Genomic DNA, 20851 nt, shown 5'->3' with positions numbered 1-20851 from the left:
CGATCAGGCAGGGCCTATTGCTGATCCGGTTGCCGATCCCGCCCTACCCCTGGTCCGCCACAAAGGAGGCCAGCCGGGCCAGCGCCGCGTTCCAGTTGATCGCGGTCTCGTTCGTGGACCAGGACTGGATGTCGTCGATATAGCAGAACTGGCCCACGCAGCCCTGGAGCTTGCCCTGCGCGTAGGGGTCCTGAATGCTCGAGTTCGCGCCGCCCGCCAGGGTCCCCCGCGGCGGGTCCGGCAGGTTCGGGTCCAGCTGGCGCGCGTACCAGCGGCTGTGCTGGTGGTGGGAGTTCACCTCGCCGTAGCCGGTGACGTACGACAGGTTGAGCGCGTTGCGTCCGAGGACGTAGTCCATGCTCTGGACGGCCCCGGCCCGGTACTTCGAGGCGCCGGTGAGGTCGTAGGCCGTGGCGATGACCACGGCGTTGTTGAGGACCTGGTGGCTGGAACCCCAGTCGTAGCGGTTGCCGTCGGGGGCGTAGGGCATGCCGTACGGCTGTCCGGCCAGCGTGGCGAGATACGTGTCGGCGCCCCGCACGACAGATCGGCGGACCTTGTCGCGGCCGGGCAACCGGTTCGGGACGGTCGCCAGGTCGAGGCGGCCGGCGGCGGCCGTTCGGGACCAGTCGAAGCCGTTGGGGACGAAGATGTCCGCCGTGTGCACCGGGGAGTTCAGCACCTTGTCGGCGAACTGCTTCTCCCCCGTGCTGAGGTACAGCTCGGCGGCCGCCCAGTAGAACTCGTCGGTCGCGTCGTCGTCGTTGTAGGCGCCGCCGCCGATGCCGTCGTCCGGGTCGGCGTACACGTCCGGGTGCGCGAGGGCCGCCGTGAAGGCCTTGCGCGCGGCCGTCAGCGCCTTCGCCGCGAAGGCCTTGTCGTAGGGCCGGTACAGGCGGGCCGCCTGGGCGGCCGTGGCGGCCAGATTGAGGGTCGCGGTGGTGGAGGGCGGGTGCAGTTCGCGCTTCTGCGGATCGTCGCCCGGCAGCAGCGGCAGGCCGGTCCACTGCTCGTCGTGGATCTTGTGGTGGGCCATTCCGGCGAGCGGCTGCCCGTCCGGCACCTGCATCTTCAGCAGGAAGTCGAGCTCCCAGCGGGCCTCGTCGAGGATGTCCGGCACCTTGTTGCCGCTCTCCGGGAGGGCGAGGGTCCCGTCGCCGAGCGCGGCCGGGTCGCCGGTGCGGGCGAGCAGGGAACGTTCGTAGGTGCTCAGCAGCTCCCAGGCGGCGATGCCGCCGTTGACGACGTACTTGCCGTGGTCGCCGGCGTCGTACCAGCCGCCGGTGACGTCGAGGGTGTAGTCGCACACCCCGGGCTGACACGGGACCGCGGAGTCGCCCTGGTTGGGAGCCGCGTCCACGTGACCGGCCGCCCTGCCGTACCCGGGCCGCAGGTCGTCCCGTATCGCGATGCCGCTGCGCTGCGTGTAGTAGTACTTCACCGCGTCCAGCCGCAGCTGGTCGTAGCCGGCCGTGCCGATGTCGAAGGGGCGACTGGTCTCACCGTCGGCGACCAGCGTGAAGCCCGTCCCGCGCGTGCGGTAGCCGCCGAAGTCGATGGAGTGGACGTGCTGTCCGGAGGAGACGTCGAGTCCGCGCGGCACGCTCCAGCCGTGCGCGACCGTAGCCCCGGAGCCGTTCTTGAGCTGCCAGGGCAGCTTCGCGCCGGCGTCGGTGACCAGGGTGGCGTTCTTCGGTCCGGCCGGCAGATAGGCGACCTGGTTGACGCGCACGCGTGGCCCGGTGTCGGGCTGGTACACCTCCGGCGGCACCCCGCCCAGCAGCGACACGTCGTCCAGGCAGAACCGCCAGGGATCCGCGCTCCCGCCGACCTGGAAGGCGACCTGCCCCTGGGTGCTGTCGACCGGCGAGGTGAACGTGTACGTGTAGGCGTCTCCCGACTCGTTCAGCACCGGGGTCGCCTCGTACCAGGTGTCGTACGGGGAGACACCGAGGCCCACGACCGCCCGCACCACATGGCCCTCGGGCACTCCGGAGGCGCTGAAGGAGAACCGGTACGACGACCCCTTCACCAGGGTGATGGCGTTCTGACCGATGGCGGAGTCCCAGCGGTTGACGGTGCCGCCCGGCACATCCGCGCACAGTCGGCCGTCGGTGAGACCGGCGGTGACGTTGCTGGTCCACCACGGGTCGGCGGTCGTCTCGAAGCCGCCGTTCCTGACCTGTTCGACCTCCTCGGCACCGGCCTGCTGCGCGGGCAGCGCGGTGAGCGCCGCGCCCAGCAGGGCCGCGAGGGACAGCAGGGTGGTGCTGCGTCGTTTCACGTCCGGGCTCCTCGGGGAGGTGCGGGACGCTCCGAACGGGATGCGGGGTGCCATCTCGTGGGAGCGCTCCCAGAGCAGGGTCGCAAGACATGGTTGTTGGAGTCATGACACTCCGTCAACGGTCCGGACGAGATGGCTTCGAGGCCGTTGTCAGTGGTGCGTCCTAATGTGGACCGTCCGAGCACCGATCACCATGACGAGGAACCGGAGTTCTCCATGACCACCCTGCCCGACCGGCCGAACACCGCCCTGCTCGTGATCGACGTCCAGAAGGGCGTGGTGGCGGGCGCGCCCCGGCGCGACGAGGTGATCGCGAACATCCACACCCTGATCGACGCGGCCCGCGCGCAGGACGTGCCCGTCGTCTGGGTACAGCACTCCGACGACGACCTCGAACGGGGCAGCGAGAACTGGGAGTACGTCGAGGAACTGCTCCGCCTCGACGCCGAGCCGCTCGTCCACAAGACGTACCAGGACTCCTTCGAGGACACCGAGCTGGAGTCGGTGCTCGCGCAGCACGGGGTGGGCCGGGTGATCGTCACCGGGGCGCAGACCGACGCGTGCATCCGCTCGACCCTGCACGGCGCCTTCGTGCGGGGATACGACGTGACACTGGTCGGCGACGCGCACACGACGGAGGACCTGAGCAAGTACGGCGCTCCGGCCCCGGAGCAGGTGATAGCCCACACCAACCTGTACTGGTCGTGGCAGAGCGCACCCGGGCGTGCCGCGGGCACGGTGGACACGGCGAAGGTGACCTTCGAGGCGACCGACGCGGGCTGAGGCGTCTCGGGCGCGGGGTGACCGGGCGGCGGCAGCGCCGGGCCGGACTGTTCCGAACCGCCCGGAACGGTCCGGCCCCGGCGCCGCGGGAGGGCCGAGGGTCGTACGGACCGGGCAGTGCGGGTCGGCCGCCCGGCCGGCCGCTCCAGCCTCGACGCCCCGGGAGACGCCGGCCGGGCAGCAGGCCGGCCGGTCCTGCTGGTTCAGCCGGTGAAGCCGGTCAAGCTTCCAGCCTGGTGATGCGGACCGCTCCTCGGGGTGTGTCGGGTGCGCTGCTGGTCAGGGTCAGGCGCAGCCTGGAGCCGCGGACCGGGGCGAAGGTGAGAGCCGTCGGCGTGTCCGAGGCGGTGGCCCAGTCGACGGTCGCCCCGGTGACCGGCACATAGCGCTCGCCGTCCCAGACCTCCGCCTCGACCGCCGCGGGCAGGCTGTGCGTGGCGTCGACGGTGAAGGACACCTCCACCCGGTCGAAGTCCCGGGTGCGCCCGTAGTCCACCGAGACCCAGTCCCGCGGCCGGGCCCCGCCGAAAGCGGGCAGCAGGGCGGTGGCCGACTTGGCGAAGGCGTTGGACCAGCCGGTGGCGGGGTCGCCGTCCAGCAGGGCGGCTGGCAGCGTGTCCGGGCGGCCGGAGTAACTGGCGTCCGCGTAGGGGTGGTTCACCGGCGCCGGCAGGTCGGGAGTGAAGGCGGCGGGCGCAGTGGTCGCCTTCGAGCGGGCGGGCGTGGTGCGCACGGTGGCGGTGCCCTTGCGCAGCCCCTCCACGCGGGCGGTCACCCTCAGGGCGCCGGCCCCGGTGCCGGAGCGCACGATGGCGAGGGCCTTGCCGTGGAAGGCGGTCCGTGTGCTGGCCTGGTAGCGCTCGGCGCTCTCCTCCCGCCCGTTGTCGAGGCCGGCGAGAGAACCGCCGCTGACCTCGAAGGAGATGAGGTGTTCGGCGTCGGGCACCACGGTCCCGTGCGCGTCGACCACGTCGGCGGTGACGAAGACCAGTGACCGCCCGTCCGCGGGAAGGGACTTGCGGTCCGGGGTGAGGCGTACGGCGTGCGGGGCGCCGGCCGTGCGCAGCACGTCGGTGGCGACCGTCCTGCCGCCCCGGCGGGCCACCGCCTTCAGCTCGCCCGGCCGGTAGGGCACCCGCCATGTCAGGTGCAGCTTGCCCGCGCTGCCGTTCGGGCTGGTGTAACTGCCGGGATAGGGGCCGGTGGTGAAGGTCTTGTCGTCGCCGGTGGCCTCGGTGGTCTCCAGGTAGGCGCGGCCGTCGACGGTCTTCTTGGTGTCGAACTTCCGTATGCCCAGGGACTTTCCGTTGAGGTACAGCTCCACGGTGTCGACGTTGGAGTAGGCCCATACCTCGACCGTGTCGCCCGTCTCGTGGTTCCAGGTCGTCGGCAGCAGGTGGACCATCGGCTCGTCGACCCACTGGCTCCGGAAGAGGTGGTACATGTCCTTCGGGAACCCGGCCGTGTCGACCGCGCCGAAGAAGGACGCCTTCACGGGGAAGACGTTGTACGGGGTGGGTTCGCCGATGTAGTCGATGCCGGACCACAGGAACTGCCCGGTGAACCACTTCCGGTCGCGGTCCTTCTTGTGCCCGTACTCGCCGCTCATCGTCCAGGAGGCGAGGTTGTTGTCGTAGGAGGAGGTCGCCCGCCTGCCGGGAGTGTGGTTCTCGCCGGTGTTGAGGTGCTCGGGTTCCTGGTAGGTGCCGCGGGTCGAGGTCTCCGAGGACGACTCGGACTCGAAGAGGAACAGGTGGGGGTAGGTCGCGTGCAGGACGTCCACCGACTTGGCGGTGTTGTAGTTCAGGCCGAGGCCGTCCAGCTTGGCGAGCATCAGGTCGGCGGCGGAGCCCTTGGTCGGCGGGGTGCGGTACTTGTCCGAGCCGATGATGAGCGGACGGGTGTCGTCCGCGGCCCTGATCGCGGTGATGATCCGGTCCGCCATGGCGAGACCGGCGGTGGAGGTGGAGTCGGTGATCTCGTTGCCGATGGACCACAGGAGGACGGCGGGCGAGTTCCGGGCCGCGAGCACCATCTCGGTGGCGTCACGCTCGCACCACTCGTCGAAGAAGCGCCCGTAGTCGTACCGCGTCTTGCCGGTCTTCCAGCAGTCGAAGGCCTCCACCAGCATCACGATGCCCAGCTCCTCGCAGATCCGGATCATCTCCGGCGACGGCGGGTTGTGGGAGGTGCGGAAGGCGTTGACGCCCATGGACTTCATGATCGTCATCTGTCTGCGGACGGCGTCGACGCTGATCGCGGCGCCGAGCGCGCCCAGGTCGTGGTGCAGGTCGACGCCCTTGATCTTGGCGTGGCTGCCGTTGAGGTGGAAACCCTCGTCCGGGTCGAAGCGGAAGGTGCGGATGCCGAACGGGGTGCGGTAGGTGTCGGTGACCCGGCCGGCGACACGCAGCTCGGTCTCCAGGGTGTAGCGGCGCGGGGTCTCGAAGCCCCATCGCTGCGGGTCGGTCACGGTGAGTTCGTGGGTCTGCGTGGCCCGGTCGGCGACGGCGACCGTGGAGGAGGTGCGGGCGACGGTGCGGCCGTTCGGGGCGAGGACACGGGAGATGACCTCGACGTCCGTGCTCGCGCCGGACGCGTTCGCCACGGTGGTCGCGACCCGGACGACGGCCCGTTCGTCGGTGACCTCGGGGGTGGTGACGTAGGTGCCCCAGCGGTCCACGTGCACCGGTTCGGTGACGACCAGGCGGGCCTCGCGGTAGATGCCGCTGCCGGAGTACCAGCGGCTGCTCGGGAGCCGGTTCTGCACCTTGACCGCGATCACGTTCTCGGTGGTGCCGTCGGTGTGCAGCAGGTCGGTGAGGTCGAAGGCGAAACCGGTGTAGCCGTAGGGGTGGTGGCCGACCTCGGTGCCGTTGCAGTAGACGTACGAGTCCATGTAGACGCCGTCGAACTCGACCGAGATCCGCCGGCCGGCGTGGCCGGGCGGCAGGGTGAAGGCGAGTCGGTACCAGCCCAGGCCGCCGGGGAAGAAGCCGGTGCCGCTGGTCGTGCCGTTCTGCGTGGTGGGCGTCTGCTCGATGCTCCAGTCGTGCGGAACCGCCACCGCGCGCCAGGTCGAGTCGTCGTGGCCGGGGGCGGCGGCGTCCGCGTACTGCCCGGTCGGGTCGGTGATCCCGCCCGGGTTGACCAGCGCGAAGCGCCAGCCGTCGCGCAGCGCGACCGTGCGGCGGCCGGATGCGCGTACGGCGTCCGCGGCGGCCTGTGCCGCCGGTGTGCCGAGGAGCGCTCCGGCGGCCGGTGCGGCCGCGGACGCGAGAAGGACCGATCTGCGAGTGACCGTCATGGTCGGCTCTCCCTCATCAGGAACCAGAAGTACTCACAACTGATCGTTAACAAACAGAATCTGACGACGGGCCGCTCCTGCCCGTCAAGGGGCCCGACGCGCCCGCCCGCTCCCGCGGCGGACCGGGGCTCCCTCCCCCGGGACCGCACGGGATCGGCCGGTTTTAGCCCTTGACCCCGACGGGAACTCGCTGTTCAGCCGAGCACTGGGGGTTCCCGTCCGCCAGGGAGCGGGACACACTAGGCTGGAACGGAAGTGACGTGCCTGTTCACTGTGAGTGTCCGCGATGGAGTGCCGAGATGAGCCCGGAGTATCCGTTCGACGAGGCCGCGACGGCCCGGGCGGTCGTCGACGACTCCGGCGCGCTCATCGGGTGGAACGAGGGCGCCCGGGCCCTGCTGGGCTGGACCCCGGCCGATGTCCTGGGCCGGCCCGCCACGGAACTGCTGGCCGACGGGACACCCGACTTCAGCGGCACACGCTGGGACGGAACGGTCACTTTGCGCCATCGCGACGGCCGCCCGGTCCGGGTGTGGCTGCTCGCCCACCGCCTCCCCGCCCGGACCGACGACCCGGGACAGTGGCTCGTCGTCACCCCGCTCGCCGGGAGCGGCACCGGCCCCTCGGACGCTCTCCTCGCCGCGGCGGGCCTCGTCCAGTCCCCCTGCGCCGTGGCCGTCTACGACGAACGCCTGCGACTGCGCCGGATCAACGACGCGATGCGTGAGGTCATCGGACTGCCCGAGGAACGGGTCCGGGGGCTGCGCCTCGCCGAGATCGGCGGCGGGCCGCAGAGCACGGAGCTCGAACAGCACATGCTGCGGGTGCTCACCAGCGGCCGGCCGCAGGACGTGCAGACGTACTCCCGCAGCGGCGGCGAGTCGCGGGCCCACGCCTGGCTGGCCCGGATGGCGCCGGTCGTCGACGACGACGGCCGGGTCCGTGGCGTGTGTCTGTCCGCCCACGACTTCACCGAGAACTACCTCGCACGCGAGCGGCTCCAGCTGGTCAACGAGGCCAGCGTGCGCATCGGCAGCACCCTCGACGTCATCCGGACCGCCCAGGAGCTGGCGGAGGTCTGCGTGCCCGCGCTCGGCGACTTCGTCAGCGTCGACCTGCTCGACCCGCAGGACGGCGGGGAGCTGCCGAGCCGGTTCAGCCCGCCGGTGGGGCTGCGGCGTGCCGCGCACCACTCGGTGAACGCCGGCAACCCGGAGGCGGTGGCCAAGCCGGGCGAGGTGCAGCAGTACCCGACCGGGTCGCCGCAGGCCGACTCGCTGGTCGCGGGACACACCATCATCGGCTCCCTGGCGGGAGGCGGTCTGGACGCATGGCTCGCCTGGGACCCGGCACGCGGCGCCCGGGTGCAGGAGCTCGGCATCCACTCCACGATGTCCGTGCCGATCCAGGCGCGCGGTATGACGCTCGGCGTCGCCGTCCTCACCCGGTTCCGCCGGCCGGACCCGTTCACCCCGGACGACGTGCTGCTGGCCGAGGAGATCACGGCCCGGGCCGCCGTCTGCATCGACAACGCCCGCCGCTTCTCCCGCGAGCGCGAGACCGCCCTCGCCCTCCAGCGCAGCCTGCTGCCGCGCTCCCTGCCCCGCACCGCCGCCGTCGACGCCGCCTCCCGTTATCTGCCGGCCGCCCGCGCCGGGGTCGGCGGCGACTGGTTCGACGTGATCCCGCTGTCCGGGATGCGCGTCGCCATGGTCGTGGGGGACGTCCTCGGGCACGGCATCCAGGCCTCGGCCACCATGGGACGGCTGCGCACCGCCGTGCGCACCCTCGCCGACATCGACCTCGCCCCCGACGAGCTGCTCACGCACCTGGACGACCTGGTCGTCCGGCTGTCTGAGGAGGCCGGCGGCGAGGGCAACCCCGGCGAGGTCGGCGCCAGCTGTCTGTACGCGGTGTACGACCCCGTGTCGCGACGCTGCACGCTGGCCCGGGCCGGGCACCCCCCGCCCGTGGTGCTGCGGCCGAACGGCCCGGCCCGCCGGGTCGAGCTGCCGGCCGGTCCCGCGCTGGGCGTGGGCGGGCTGCCCTTCGAGTCGGCCGAGCTGGAGCTCGCCGAGGGCAGCGTGCTCGCCTTCTACACCGACGGCCTGATCGAGTCCCGCGAGCGGGAGGTGGACTCCGGTCTCCGGCTGCTGAGCGAGACGCTGGCGGCTTACTCGGACTCCCTGGACGAGACCTGCGACCGGATCCTGCACACCCTGCTCCCGCCCGGCGGCGCCGCCGACGACGTGGCCCTGCTGCTCGCGCGCACCCGGGGCCTGCCCGCCTCCCAGGTCGCGACCTGGGACATCCCCGCCGACCCCTCGCTGGTCGCGCCGATCCGCAAACAAGCGGTCGACCAGCTCTCCCGCTGGGGACTGAGCGAGGCGTCCTTCACCACCGAGCTGGTGGTGAGCGAACTGGTCACCAACGCCATCCGCTACGGCGCCCACCCCATCCGGCTCCGGCTGATCCATGACGCGACCACGCTGATCTGTGAGGTGTCCGACACCAGCCACACCGCCCCGCACCTGCGCCGGGCGAAGACCTGGGACGAGGGCGGCCGCGGCCTGCTGCTGGTCGCCCAGCTCACCCAGCGCTGGGGCAGCCGGCACACCCCCGAGGGCAAGACGATCTGGGCGGAGCTGAGCCTGCTCGACGAGGAGTGAGGCGGCCTCCCGGTCGCTTGGCCGGCGCTTTACCCACGCGTGTTTTCATGGACGGACACCCGGACCAGTCAGATGGGCGGGCACCACCCCACCCCGCTCCCGGAGACACACATCAACTCCCCGCTCGCCGAAACGCTGTCCGTCGTCCTGCTCGCCGCCGCCCTGGGATGGGCCGTGCTGCGCCCCGCCGGGCGGTCCGAGGCACTCGTCGCCGTCCCCGCCGCCGCACTGGTGATCGCCCTGGGGGCGGTCTCGCCGGAGCACGCGCTGGCGGAGGCCGAGCGGCTCGGACCGGTCGTCGGCTTCCTCGCGGCGGTGCTGGTGCTGGCGCACCTGTGCGATGTCGAGGGCCTCTTCACGGCGTGCGGGGCGTGGATGGCCCGGAAGTCGGCGGGCAGCCCCCGACGCCTGTTGGTCGCGGTGTTCGTGCTGGCCTCGGTGATCACCGCCGTGCTCAGTCTGGACGCGACCGTGGTGCTGCTGACGCCGGTGGTGTTCGCCACCGCCGCCCGGATGGGCGTGCGTGCCAGGCCGCACGTCTACGCCTGCGCGCACCTGTCGAACACCGCTTCGCTGCTGCTGCCGGTCTCCAACCTCACCAACCTGCTGGCGTTCGAGGCGAGCGGGCTGAGCTTCACCCGGTTCGCCGCCCTCATGACCCTGCCCTGGGTGGTCGCGATCGGCGCCGAGTACCTGGTCTTCCGGCGTTTCTTCGCCGACGACCTGCCGGCCGCCGAGCCCGCCGCCGACGACGGTCCGGCGCCCGAGCTGCCGCTGTTCGCGCTGGTCACCGTCGCCTGCACACTCGTCGGGTTCGTGGTGGCGTCCGCCGTCGGGATCGAGCCGGCCTGGGCCGCGTTCGCCGGCGCCCTGGTCATGGCCGGACGCGCGCTGCTGCGGCGGCGGGTGACACCGGTCGCCGTGGTGCGGGCAGCCGCGCCGGGGTTCCTGGCGTTCGTGCTGGCGCTCGGCATCGTGGTGCGCGCGGTCGTCGACAACGGACTCGCCGACGCGCTGCGGCACGTCCTGCCGGACGGCTCGGGCCTGCTCGCCCTGCTCGCGGTCGCCGCGTTGGCCGCCGTCCTGGCCAATCTGATCAACAACCTGCCCGCGGTGCTGGTCCTGGTGCCGCTCGCCGCCCCGGCCGGGACCGGGGCGGTGCTCGCGGTGCTGCTCGGGGTGAACATCGGCCCGAACCTCACCTACGCCGGATCGCTGGCGACGCTGCTGTGGCGGCGCGTGGTCCAGGCGCGTGCGGAACGGGTCGGGCTCGGGGAGTTCACCCGGCTGGGTCTGCTCACGGTGCCGGCCGCGCTGGTCCCGGCCGTCGTCGCGCTGTGGGCCTCGCTGCAGGTGGTCGGCGTCTGACCGCCCGGATCAGTTGCGCCCGCCGCCGAACCCGGAGCCCGAGCCGTATCCCCCGTACCCGCCGCCGTACCCGGAGCCGCCGTAGCCGTACCCCGAGCCGCCGGACGAGCCCGACTGGCCGCCCCACGAGCAGTAGTAATAGGTGTCGTACGAGCAGGACGTGGTGGTGGAGCCCGCGGAGGAGCTCGTCGGGCTGGTGGTGGCCGGGGCGGCGGACGGCGTCGGCGCCGGGGGCTTCGCGGCCTTGGGCGTCGGGGTCGGCGCCGGGGTGCCCGAGGAGGTGCTGTCGGCGCCCCAGTTGACGAACTGCATCTGCGGGTCGGGCTGCGAGGTGTCGATCACCCAGCGCTGGGCCGCGCTGTCCACCCGGTTCTTCAGGACGAGGGCGCCCGATCCGTCGGTGGCGGCGGGCGCCAGCGCGAGGTTCTGACCCGAGCGCGGAACGAGCGTGCCCTGGAGCGTGAAGTCGTACCGGACGTTCTTGGGGTCGGGCTGGGAGGCTCCCGCGCACGGGGCCAGCCGCACCGAGAAGCCCAGGTGGGAGTCGAGACACAGATCGGCGTCGGCGGCGCTGCGCACCAGCCCGTCCGGTTCGTACGACCACTGCTGGCCGGCTACGGAGGAGCAGGCGGCGAGTTCGGTCTCGGCGCCGCTGACGGCCTTGGTGCCGACGATGCCTATGCACAGCCCGGAGGCCACGTTGTGCAGCCGCCCGCGCAGGGTGCCCTGGGCGTCCTCACCGACGTCGACCCAGGACGGGTCGGAGGTGGCCGTGTCCGTCCCGGGGGCCGGGGTCCTCGCCGACTCGCTGCCCGCGCCGGACGCGGCTCCGTCCCCGGAGCCGATGGCGGCCCACACGCCGAGCGGCAGCACGACCAGCCCGCTCACGGTCAGCACGGCGGCGGCGAGATTGCGTCGGCGGGCGCGGCGGGCCGCCTTCTGGGCCGAACGGCTCCCGCCGGGGCGGGAGTCGGCGCCGGGCGCGGCCCCGGTGCGCGCGGCGGCACCGACCCGCGATCCGATGCGGGCGATCGCCCCGGCACGCAGCCCGGCACGGGGGTTCGGTCCTGCGCCGGCGCCGGGCGCCTCGGGGGCGGGGGTCCCGTCGGTGAAGGCCTCGCCCGAGTAGCTCCGGGGCTGCTCCGCGGGGCTCTCGCCGGCTTCGCCGTCGTCGGCCATCCTGGCCTCGACATAGGCCGCGGCGGCCCAGCCCAGGATGCCCTCGGCCAGGGCGGCGCCGAGCAGGCCCTCGAACTGCCTCAGCTGGTCGGCGGTGTGCAGGCAGTGCCGGCACCGCTCCAGGTGGCCGCGCAGATCCGGGTCGAGGTCGGCGCCGCCACGACGGCAGGTGACGTCCAGCAGCCGGTCGTAGCGGTGGCACTCGTCGTCGGTGGCGAGTTCGCGGTGCACCTGGAGGCACTCCTCGCGCAGCCGCTCGCGGGCCCGGCGCAGTTCGACCCGGGCGCCCTCCTCCTCGAGGCCCAGCAGTCCGGCCGGGACCGCCAGGGGCTCGGCCTCGACCTCGATGTGCCAGAGCAGGCAGCGCGCGGACTGGGGCAGCCGCTGGAACGCCCGGGACAGGATGCGCCGGTTCAGCGGCGGCAGCAGCCGGGCGGCGGCGCGGTCACCGTCCTCGTCCTCGGAGCGCAGCGCCGGGTGCAGCAGGTCACGGCGGCCGTCGGCGTCCCATTCACCGGCGATACGGCGCACGGTCACCAGCAGATGGGGGCGCCACGCGGCGGTCGGCCCGTTCTGCCGCAGGCTCTCACCGAACAGCCGGGTGAAGGCGGCCGTGGTGAGCATGCCCGCCGCGCGCTCGCCGTCGGTGCACAGCCGCGCGTAGGCGAAAGCGGCCGCCCAGTGGCGGTCCAGCAGCTCACCGACGGGATGCAGTGCGGGTGACGCCCCCGTCCACTTCTTCAGCTCGGAGCTCAGCTGTTCGTCCGTCGCGTCGAAGCGGCGCGCCGAAGGGGAATTCGACAGGCCTGCGTCATTCACGGTCTGCATTCCTTCCGGGGGCATGCGGCATAAAGTCCATACCATCGGGTATGCGATCCCGCCCACGAAGCGGGATCGACTCGCACAGGGTTCGGCACCTCTGACGTCCGCGGGGGGTACCGCTCTTTTGAAGCGTGGGGGGTGTGAACGGGAGGTGTCTCGCGCGCATCGGGGAAATCGTTGTCCGAGCGCCGACAGGGCTCACCTTTGCACAGCCGGACCAGGCGGAACAAGGGATCTCGCGGTTTCGTGCATTGCGTGGAAGCCAAATAATTTTGACGAAACGTCAACCGCCGAACCCCTGTGGGGTGGTCACTGTATCGGTGTCCCTTTTGGTGCCCCTTTTGGCGTGCCTTTCAGGACGGGTAATTGCCGGCCGCATTCCGTCCCGGTACGCGCCCGGCGGTGTGCCGTGGCGGGCGCGGAAGACGCGGCTGAAGTGGAACGCGCTCGCGAAGCCCGAGGCCGACGCCACGCGTTCCACGGACAGGTCGGTGCCCTCCAACAGCCGGGCGGCGTGGCTCAGTCGCGTCTCGAGCAGGTCCCGCATCGGGGAGCGGCCTACCTGCTCCGTGAAGAGATGGGCGAAACGCGAGGGCGACAGCGCGACCTCCACGGCGAGCGAGCGGACGGTGTGCGGGGCGCCGGGATCCGCCGCCATCCGCGCCTGCGCCCGGCGGACACGGTCGTCGAGGCCGGGCGGGGACGCGGGAGGCCGGGCCGAGGCGGCCGCCAGCAGGACGGCCTCCTCCAGCCCGCACAGGGCGAGTTCCCGGGCCGCGGAGCCATGGGCCACCACGATCCCCAGGTCACCCGCCGGCGGTTGGGCACCGGTCCACCGGGCGTCGGCGTGCATCCGCCGCCAGGCTCCCGCCATCCGGTCGTGCAGCGCGGCCGGGACGGGGCCGACGGCGTACAGACCGTCCGGGCCGTCGCCGGTGGCGTAGGGGCGGAGCCAGGGTGTCCAGGAGGGCCGGGCCTGGCAGTGCGCCCACCAGAACCGCCAGTGCCGGGCGCCGGGTTCGACGGCGTAGGCGTGCGGGACGCCCGGCGCGAGCACCACCAGGTCCCCGGCGCCCGCCCGCACCTCGCTCCCGCCCTGCCGCAGCCGGCCGCGCCCGCCCGTCGTCCAGGTGAACAGCCAACTGTCCGACCCCTGGGGCCGGTCGACGCCGTACCCGGCGTCCTCGTCGAAGTGTCCGACCACCACCAGGCCGGGCGGCGGGGACGGATCCGCGGGCCCGGCAGTCCTGGGCAGGTCGTCAGCACGCATGGGCATCCTCCCGGGGAGTGCGTCGGCCTAGCGTGGCGGTCGAGACCAGTGGACCGAGGAGGGCAAGTATGACCGTCACGGACACCGGCGCCGCCGGGGCACCCGTCCTGACCCGCGCGGGGCTGCGGCAGTACCGGGAGGACGGCTTCACCGTCGTACGCGGGCTGTTCGGGTACGACGAGGTCGACCGGCTGTGTGCCGAGTTCACGGAGTTGCACGCGGCCGGGCGGCCGGTGCCCGGGCACTTCGAACCGCGCCCCGGCGCCGCCGACCCGCTGCACGCGTACCCGAGGGTGATGCACCCGCACGAGATCAGTTCCCTCGCCCGGCAGGTGCTGCTGGACGCGCGGCTGCGGAAGGTGCTGGAGGAACTGCTCGGTGAGGAGGTGCTGGCCGCGCAGAGCATGTTCTATTTCAAGCCGCCGGGGGCCCGGGGCCAGGCGCTGCACCAGGACAACTTCTATCTGCGGGTCGAGCCGGGCACCTGCGTGGCGGCCTGGCTGGCCTGTGACGTGATCGACCGGGACAACGGCGGGCTGGAGGTCGTGCCCGGCACCCACCGGACGGGACTGTTCTGCCCCGAGGAGGCGGACGCGGAGGTGTCGTTCGCGCGCGAGTACGTGCCGCCGCCGCCCGGGCTCGCCGCGGTGCCGGTCGACATGGCGCCGGGTGACGTGCTGTTCTTCAACGGCAGCCTGGTGCACGGGTCGGGGCCCAACCGCAGCGGGGACCGGTTCCGGCGGTCGTTCATCGGGCACTATGCGGGGCAGTCGGCGGAGCGCATCGGGCAGTACTACCGGACGGTGTCGATGGGTGGTGAGCGGGTGCCGCTGGCCGTCAGCGAGGGGGCGGGGCCCTGCGGTACCGAGTTCGCACCGCAGGGCCCGCACTAGCGCTCCGCTCGCCGGGTGGCCCTTCGGCTGCCGGTGCGCGGGGGCTGGTCGCGCGGGGGCTGGTCGCGCGGTCCCCCGCGCCCCTGACGGGGCGCTTTCAGTGGCCGGCGATCGGGTGGGGCCGGTAGGGCTCCTCCAGTTCCGCCAACTCCTTTTCGGTGAGGGTCAGTTCGGTGGCGGCAACCGCGTCCTCGAGGTGGTGGGGCTGCGCGGCTCCGACGATCGGGGCGGTCACCGTGGGCTGGTGGAGGAGCCAGGCGAGGGCGACCCGGGCGCGGGGGACGCCCCGCTCGGCCGCGATGCGGGTGACCGCCTCGACGGTGCTGCGGTCGCCCTCCAGGTAGAGGGAGCCGCCGAAGCCGTCCGTGGAGCTGCGGCCGGTCTCGGTGCCCCAGTCACGGGTGAGGCGGCCGCGGGCCAGCGGGCTCCACGGCAGTACGCCGACACCCTGGTCCGCGCAGAGCGGCAGCATCTCGCGCTCCTCCTCGCGGTAGAGGAGGTTGTAGTGGTTCTGCATCGAGACGAACCTGGTCCAGCCGTGCCGCTCGGCCGTGTACTGCATCTTGGAGAACTGCCAGGCGTACATCGAACTCGCCCCGATGTAACGGACCTTGCCCGCCTTCACCAGGTCGTGCAGCGCCTCCATCGTCTCCTCGACCGGGGTGTGCGGGTCGAAGCGGTGGATCTGGTAGAGGTCGACGTGGTCGGTGCCGAGGCGGCGCAGACTGTGGTCGATCTCGGACAGGATCGCCTTGCGGGACAGTCCGGCACCGTTGGGCCCGGGCCGCATCCGGCCGTTCACCTTCGTCGCGAGCACGATCTCGTCGCGGCGGGCGAAGTCGCGCAGGGCCCTGCCGACGATCTCCTCGCTGGTGCCGTCGGAGTAGACGTTCGCGGTGTCGAAGAAGGTGACGCCCGCGTCCAGGGCCTGCCTGATGAGCGGGCGCGACGCCGCCTCGTCGAGGGTCCACTCGTGCGCGCCCCGGTCGGGGAGTCCGTAGGTCATGCAGCCCAGACAGATCCTGGACACGTCCAGACCCGTCGAACCGAGCTTCACGTACTGCATCGCGGCCGCTCCTGACGTCGGTGTGGGGTACGGAAGTGGAGCGTACGTCGGCCCGGCCGGACGGGCCGGACCGAGCGGCCTGCCGGACTCATCCGATCAGGTCCAGCGCCCGCTCCCAGTCGAACTCCTCGCCCTGGGCACGGTCGTAGGGGCTGCCGAACCGGACGCCCGTGCCGCGCAGCCGTATCAGACTGTCCTGGTAGGCGGGGTGGCTCGCGAGGGTCTCGTTCACACAGGGCAGGACCCCGAGAGGGACGCCCAGCCCGGAGACCTCGCACAGGGTGCCCAGGGCGAGGGTGTCGGCGATGCCCGCCGCCCATTTGTTGATGGTGTTGAAGGTGGCCGGGGCGACGACGACCGCGTCGGGCTCGGGGAACGGCCGCGGGTCGCCGGGGCGCCGCCAGGCGGAGCGGATCGGGCGCCCGGTCTGCGCCTCGACGGCGGCGGTGTCGAAGAAGCCGTTCATGGCGTGGGGCGTCGCGATGACGCCCACCTGCCACGCCCGTTCCTGGGCGGCGGCGATCAGCCTGCCGACGTCCGCGGCGATACCGGCGGCGCAGACGACGACATAGAGAAAGCGCGGCTGTTCGTCCTGTTCGGTCACCCGCGCACCCTACTGAAGCGGGAAGGACAGCCCTCGTTCGGCCTCGGGGCGCGGCCCGTGGATCCGTCGGTCCGCCTCCTCGATCGGCACGTCGTCGATGCTCGCCTCCCGGCGGGTCATCAGCCCGCGCTCGTCGAACTCCCACAGTTCGTTGCCGTGGCTGCGCCAGCACTGTCCGGTGGCGTCGCGCGACTCGTACGGGAAGCGGACGGCGATGCGGTGACCGTCGTGGGCCCAGAGGTCCTTGCGGAGCGCGTACTCGTGTTCGCGGGCCCACTCGGCGGTGGGGAACTCGACGATCGCGGCACGGCCGGTGCGGAAGGTGTCGCGGTTGCGCCGGACCGAGGTCGCCCTCACCGGGCCGCTGTTCCTGCCGGCGGAGGGCGCGATGGTGACCGCCGGGATCAGCGGCGGTGCAGCGAGGGCGACGGAGGCACGCGAAGCGGCGCGGCTGTTGCTGGGCCGAACGCGGTCCTCGGGCCCGGCCGGAGAGAGCTGACCACCGGCGCGGCCCGGCAGCCGACGAAGGAGGTGTCGGGGCGGAGGGCGCGGAGGGCGTCGAAGGCCGTCTCCCCGAGCGCCGCGCACCGGATCCCGCGGGCGCGAGGCCCGGTCCGGGCGGACTCACGGGTCACAGGCCCGCGAGGGTCAGGGCGGTCGCCGTGACGGAGCGGGCGACGGTGGCGGCGAACCGCGTGCTGTGGTCCTGGTCGAGGAGGGTGTCTCCCGGGGTGTGGTACTGCCGCGTGCCGGTCCCGGGCCCGCCGTCGAGGGCGAAGATGTCCTCGGAGACGGCGACGGCCGCCCAGCCCCGCTCGTGGAAGCTCGCGTGGTCGCTGCGCCCGATCGCCGGATCGTCGGGGCCCGTGAGCCGCTGAACCGTCACCCCGGCGTCGATGGCCGGGACGGTGTCCGCGACGAGTGCGCCCAGCGCGTCCGACGCGCCCACGACCGGGCCCGACACCGAGGAACCGGCATGGATCTCCACGGTCGGCGTGCTGCCCTGCTGACGGCCCGCGATCATGTCCATCTGGAAGACGCCGGCGATCCGCTCCCCCGCCGCGGCCGCGGCCCTGGCGTAGAACTTGCTGCCGACCAGGCCCTGTTCCTCGGCGTTGAAGAGCACGAAGCGCACGTTCCGGGTGGGTGCCCTGCCGTCCGCGAGCAGCGCGTGCAGACACTCGGCGGCGGCCATCACGGCGGCGGTCCCGCTCCCGTCGTCGTCGGCGCCAGGTGCGGGGTCAACGGCCGGGTCGTAGGGGCGGGGGTCGCCGTTCGCATCGACGAAGTCGCCGCCGGAAGCAGTGGAATCCAGGTGCGCGGTGATGAGCACCGTGGAGTCCGCCCCGGCGGCGCGGTGCTCGGCCTCCACGTTGAACAGCCGGTGCCCCCGCCACCGGAACCGGTGCAGTCGCACCCGCAGATCGAGGTCCTGGAAGCGGTCCGCGAGCGCCTCGACGACCAGGGGATTGTCCTCGGCGGACGCGTCCCGGCTGCGCACCAGCAGCCCGTCACCGTCTCTCAACGGCTCGACGCCGGAGATGCGCGCGACATGGCCGCGCAGCACCTCGGGGGTCACGGCCGCGCGCACCGCCGCGATCGTCTCCGGGGAAGGGTGACCGTCCATGGCGGCCATCGCGGCAGGGCCCGGGTCCGCGCCGCCCTCCGCCCGGCCGAGGGCGCCTTCGTCCGTCCACGCCTCGCCGGGGCGGGAGAGCAGCGCCGGGTCCGGCAGCAGCCGTTCGGTGTGCCCGGGCTTCGCACCCGGCAGATGCACGTCCTCCACCGGGGCACCGGCGGGCGCCGCGAGGTAGACGCCGCCCGGCGCGGGTCCCAGGGGGAGGAGCGGCGGGGTGGCGGCCGCGGCGAGTGCGCCCGCGACGAGGCCGAAGGCTGCCGTGGCGCGCGCCGTCGCGTCGTCCTGATCGTCCGCGGCGCTCGGGGCGGGGGTGAGCGGACGGTCGTCGCGGATCAGGAAGGCCTCCGTGTCCTCCACCGGTCCCCGCAGGTCGACCGTGCACCCGGCCTGTTCGAGCACCTCGGCGCCGCGCATGCTCGCCATGGCCAGCACGAGCCGCGCCGACGCGACGTGCACGGGGACGACCTCGGTCCCGTTCGCGACCGCTTCCAGCGCGGGCAGCCCCAGGCTCTCGGGCAGCCCGATCCGCGCCCACAGGACGGGACGGTTCTCCACGCAGGCGGCGGTGAACACGGGGTGGGCCGCCGTGCGCATCCCGGCCTCCCTGGCGACCGCGCGCTCCCGTGCGTCCTCCCCCACGAAGACGCACGCGTCGGCCGCCGAGGCAGGTGTCCTCCCACTCGCCGTGCCGGCGACCGCCCCGTCGAAGATCTCCCGGCTGTCCTTGGCGCCCCAGTGCACGAGGGCGTCGTCCGTGAACCGGTCCGGGAACGCCTCGCGCAGGGCCGACGCGGCCCGCTCCGCGTCGGCCGCACCCGGGCCCGGGTTCGAGATGACGCCCTTGCGTACGTCGCGGAAGGCGTCGAGCACCGCGAGGACACGTGGTCGGGGCACGAGCGTCAGCGAACCGTCGGGCTCGAAACGGGCGTCCGCCAAGGTCGCCCCGATATCGAAGAAGAGCACGGTCATGGTGGGCCTCCGCGAGGTGAGCCGGCCCCCGATCGACAGCCCCCGCCCCTTCCATCGTCCGCCTCGGGTTGCGTTACCGCATCCCAGGATGTACGCGAATGCCGTTCAACACAGGACAGTTGAAGGGGATACGGGGGCGCGGACGCGGTCGGCCTCACGGTCGCCGCGCTCCGCGCCCGGGCCTCATCCGGCCGACTCGGACACCTTGATCGCGCCGACCGGGCAGGCCCGCGCGGCCTCCCGCACCATCGGGTCACCGCCGCCGCCCTCCCGGCCGGGCAGCAGGGCGCTGAAGCCGTCGTCGTCCTGGGTGAAGACGCCCGGGGCGGCCAGTGCGCACTGGCCGGCGCCGATACAGACGTCCGTGTCGATGTGAATGTCCGTCACGGGTGCCCCTCACCAGGTCACGGGGAGTTCCAGCATCCCCTGGATGGTGTCGCCGGGCTTCCAGCGGACCTCGTCGGCGGGCACGGCCAACCGCAGGCCGGGGAGCCGCTCCAAGAGGGTGCCCAGGGCGATCTCCAGCTCCGCGCGGGCCAGGTTCTGGCCGAGGCACTGGTGGATGCCGAAGCCGAACGCCACGTGGTGGCGGGCGGAGCGGTGCCAGTCGAGGGTGTCGGGTGCCGGGTAGGCGCCCTCGTCCCGGTTGATCACGGACGTCGCGAAGACCACGCCCTCCCCCGCCCGGATCGTCGTCCCGGCCACCTCGATGTCCTCGGTGGCCTGCCGCAGCAGCCCGTCCGCGATGGACAGCAGCCGCATCAGCTCCTCGACGGCCGCCGGCAGCCGCGACGGCTCGGCACGCAGCTCGGCCAGCCGCTCGGGGTGCCGGAGCAGGGTGTAGGTGCCCAGCGAGATCATGTTGGCGGTCGTCTCGTGGCCCGCGACCAGCAGGATCGTGGCGAGCGCGATCGCCTCCTCCCGGTCCACGGTGCCTTCGCGCACCTGCTCGTGGACCAGGGCGTCGAGGACGCCGTCGCCGGAAGGCTCCGCCAGCTTCCGGTCGATCAGCGCGCCGAGGTAGGCGTCGAGCCGGTCGCGCGCCACGCGCACCTCCTCCGGCACCCGGCTGCGCAGCAGCCGTCGCGACTGCTCCTCGAAGAACTCGTGGTCGGCGTACGGTACGCCGAGCAGTTCGCAGATCACCGTGGACGGCACGGGCAGCGCGAAGGCGTTCACGAGTTCCGCGGGCGGCCCCTGCGCGAGCATCGCGTCGATGCGCTCGTCGACGATCCGCCGGATGGCCGGGCGCAGGGCGGTGGCGCGTTTGAGGGTGAAGTTCGCGACCAGCAGGCGGCGCTGGACGTGGTGCTCGGGGTCGTCGACGTTGAGCAGGGCCGACCGGCGGTCGCGCAGCGCCTTGAAGCGGGGCGAGGTCGCCGGGTAGCCGGGGCTGGTGCGGTCGGTCGACAGGCGGGGGTCGGCGAGCAGGTCGCGGGCCGCCTCGTGCCCGGTGACCAGCCAGGCGACCCGGCCGTCGTAGAGGGTGACGCGGGCCAGCGGACGGGAGTCCCGCAGGGGGTCGTAGGCGGCGGGCGGCTGGTAGGGGCAGGTGCGGTCCTGGGGGAAGGCGACGGGCGCCGGCCCGCGCCTCACATCCGTCAGGCCCGTCACGTCCGTCGCGTCCGCCGCATGCGTCGGGCCCGTCGCACGCGGCGCGTTCGTCAGGCCCGTGGTGTGTGTCGTGGCCGTGGTGTCCGTGGTGTCCGTCATGGGTGACCTCGCAGACGAAGAGTGCGTCATGCCGATCTTCATTAGATGCCCCGGGCACCTATAGGACGACGCGCAGTTCGGCCAGATCGACCAATGGGGCGATTCGGCCGGAACCATTCGCTCCGAAGCGTCACTCTCGGTGCGGCGGCGGGAAAACCGATTGCCGTCGCCCCGCCTTCACCCGCAGGATCCGGCCATGTCCACTTTCGACGCCCTCCTGCCGCTGACGCCCGCCACCGCCCTCCCGGCGCGCGGCCGACAGCAGCCCGGCCGTCCCCGGAGGCC

General features: G+C 72.9%; 14 protein-coding genes and 1 pseudogene. 5 read left to right on the top strand and 10 right to left on the bottom strand.

Annotated features, from left to right (window positions below):
- Window positions 1-43: 43 nt before the first annotated feature.
- Window positions 44-2284, bottom strand: a complete 2241-nt coding sequence (locus OG736_RS38795) for a glycoside hydrolase family 9 protein (protein WP_327186599.1) — start codon at window positions 2282-2284, stop codon at window positions 44-46.
- A gap of 216 nt (window positions 2285-2500) precedes the next feature.
- Between OG736_RS38795 and OG736_RS38790 the strand changes: the two genes are divergently transcribed.
- The gene (locus OG736_RS38790) at window positions 2501-3067 is read left to right on the top strand and encodes a cysteine hydrolase family protein (RefSeq protein ID WP_327186598.1); all 567 of its coding nucleotides are present in this window, start codon (window positions 2501-2503) and stop codon (window positions 3065-3067) included.
- Window positions 3068-3287: 220 nt separating this feature from the next.
- Here OG736_RS38790 and OG736_RS38785 read toward each other — a convergent pair whose 3' ends face one another.
- The gene (locus OG736_RS38785; RefSeq protein ID WP_327186597.1) at window positions 3288-6374 is read right to left on the bottom strand and encodes a glycoside hydrolase family 2 TIM barrel-domain containing protein; all 3087 of its coding nucleotides are present in this window, start codon (window positions 6372-6374) and stop codon (window positions 3288-3290) included.
- Between the two features lie 299 nt (window positions 6375-6673).
- Between OG736_RS38785 and OG736_RS38780 the strand changes: the two genes are divergently transcribed.
- Window positions 6674-9043 carry a SpoIIE family protein phosphatase gene (locus tag OG736_RS38780; protein WP_327186596.1) on the top strand — a complete coding sequence of 790 codons (2370 nt, stop codon included), beginning with the start codon at window positions 6674-6676 and terminating at the stop codon, window positions 9041-9043.
- Between the two features lie 72 nt (window positions 9044-9115).
- On the top strand, window positions 9116-10411 hold the full coding sequence (locus OG736_RS38775; protein ID WP_327186595.1) for an arsenic transporter: 1296 nt from the start codon (window positions 9116-9118) through the stop codon (window positions 10409-10411).
- A 9-nt stretch (window positions 10412-10420) separates the two neighbouring features.
- Here the strand turns inward: OG736_RS38775 and OG736_RS38770 are convergent, their stop codons facing one another.
- Both OG736_RS38770 and OG736_RS38765 read right to left on the bottom strand, forming a co-directional pair.
- Window positions 10421-12418 carry an RICIN domain-containing protein gene (locus OG736_RS38770; protein ID WP_327187825.1) on the bottom strand — a complete coding sequence of 666 codons (1998 nt, stop codon included), beginning with the start codon at window positions 12416-12418 and terminating at the stop codon, window positions 10421-10423.
- A gap of 277 nt (window positions 12419-12695) precedes the next feature.
- The gene (locus tag OG736_RS38765) at window positions 12696-13682 is read right to left on the bottom strand and encodes a helix-turn-helix domain-containing protein (protein WP_327186594.1); all 987 of its coding nucleotides are present in this window, start codon (window positions 13680-13682) and stop codon (window positions 12696-12698) included.
- A 68-nt stretch (window positions 13683-13750) separates the two neighbouring features.
- On the opposite strand from OG736_RS38765, the gene OG736_RS38760 reads away from it, so the two are divergent.
- Window positions 13751-14575: a phytanoyl-CoA dioxygenase family protein gene (locus tag OG736_RS38760; protein ID WP_327186593.1), complete on the top strand. Its 825-nt coding sequence runs from the start codon at window positions 13751-13753 to the stop codon at window positions 14573-14575.
- Window positions 14576-14672: 97 nt separating this feature from the next.
- Here the strand turns inward: OG736_RS38760 and OG736_RS38755 are convergent, their stop codons facing one another.
- The 3 genes from OG736_RS38755 to OG736_RS38745 all read right to left on the bottom strand — a co-directional run bounded on the left by OG736_RS38755 (window position 14673) and on the right by OG736_RS38745 (window position 16650).
- Window positions 14673-15641, bottom strand: a complete 969-nt coding sequence (locus OG736_RS38755) for an aldo/keto reductase (protein WP_327186592.1) — start codon at window positions 15639-15641, stop codon at window positions 14673-14675.
- Between the two features lie 88 nt (window positions 15642-15729).
- Entirely contained in the window at window positions 15730-16245 is a 516-nt protein-coding gene (locus OG736_RS38750; protein WP_327186591.1) for a flavoprotein, read from the bottom strand.
- Between the two features lie 9 nt (window positions 16246-16254).
- Window positions 16255-16650: a DUF1348 family protein gene (locus OG736_RS38745; protein ID WP_442817208.1), complete on the bottom strand. Its 396-nt coding sequence runs from the start codon at window positions 16648-16650 to the stop codon at window positions 16255-16257.
- On the opposite strand from OG736_RS38745, the pseudogene OG736_RS38740 reads away from it, so the two are divergent.
- Window positions 16595-16744: pseudogene (locus OG736_RS38740) on the top strand (TetR/AcrR family transcriptional regulator); the annotation flags it as partial. The gene OG736_RS38745 and the pseudogene OG736_RS38740 sit on opposite strands and share 56 nt — an antisense overlap.
- Window positions 16745-16876: 132 nt before the next feature.
- Here OG736_RS38740 and OG736_RS38735 read toward each other — a convergent pair.
- The 3 genes from OG736_RS38735 to OG736_RS38725 form a co-directional block, all read right to left on the bottom strand.
- Window positions 16877-18853, bottom strand: coding sequence for a M28 family metallopeptidase (locus OG736_RS38735; protein ID WP_327186590.1), 1977 nt, complete (start codon window positions 18851-18853; stop codon window positions 16877-16879).
- 183 nt (window positions 18854-19036) lie between these two features.
- Complete coding sequence (locus OG736_RS38730) at window positions 19037-19240, bottom strand: ferredoxin (RefSeq protein WP_054241080.1); 204 nt, start codon at window positions 19238-19240, stop codon at window positions 19037-19039.
- 9 nt (window positions 19241-19249) lie between these two features.
- Window positions 19250-20566 carry a cytochrome P450 gene (locus tag OG736_RS38725; protein WP_327186589.1) on the bottom strand — a complete coding sequence of 439 codons (1317 nt, stop codon included), beginning with the start codon at window positions 20564-20566 and terminating at the stop codon, window positions 19250-19252.
- Window positions 20567-20851 lie beyond the last annotated feature (285 nt).

The sequence above is a fragment of the Streptomyces sp. NBC_01334 genome (assembly GCF_035983595.1).
GTDB lineage: Bacteria > Actinomycetota > Actinomycetes > Streptomycetales > Streptomycetaceae > Streptomyces > Streptomyces coriariae.
This window is presented reverse-complemented; position numbering and strand designations above follow the sequence as displayed.

Coding starts and splice junctions, on each gene's coding strand:
- OG736_RS38790 (WP_327186598.1), top strand. CDS start 2,501: ATGACCACCCTGCCCGACCGGCCGAACACCGCCCTGCTCGTGATCGAC.
- OG736_RS38785 (WP_327186597.1), bottom strand. CDS start 6,374: ATGACGGTCACTCGCAGATCGGTCCTTCTCGCGTCCGCGGCCGCACCG.
- OG736_RS38780 (WP_327186596.1), top strand. CDS start 6,674: ATGAGCCCGGAGTATCCGTTCGACGAGGCCGCGACGGCCCGGGCGGTC.
- OG736_RS38775 (WP_327186595.1), top strand. CDS start 9,116: ATGGGCGGGCACCACCCCACCCCGCTCCCGGAGACACACATCAACTCC.
- OG736_RS38770 (WP_327187825.1), bottom strand. CDS start 12,418: ATGCAGACCGTGAATGACGCAGGCCTGTCGAATTCCCCTTCGGCGCGC.
- OG736_RS38765 (WP_327186594.1), bottom strand. CDS start 13,682: ATGCGTGCTGACGACCTGCCCAGGACTGCCGGGCCCGCGGATCCGTCC.
- OG736_RS38760 (WP_327186593.1), top strand. CDS start 13,751: ATGACCGTCACGGACACCGGCGCCGCCGGGGCACCCGTCCTGACCCGC.
- OG736_RS38755 (WP_327186592.1), bottom strand. CDS start 15,641: ATGCAGTACGTGAAGCTCGGTTCGACGGGTCTGGACGTGTCCAGGATC.
- OG736_RS38735 (WP_327186590.1), bottom strand. CDS start 18,853: ATGACCGTGCTCTTCTTCGATATCGGGGCGACCTTGGCGGACGCCCGT.
- OG736_RS38725 (WP_327186589.1), bottom strand. CDS start 20,566: ATGACGGACACCACGGACACCACGGCCACGACACACACCACGGGCCTG.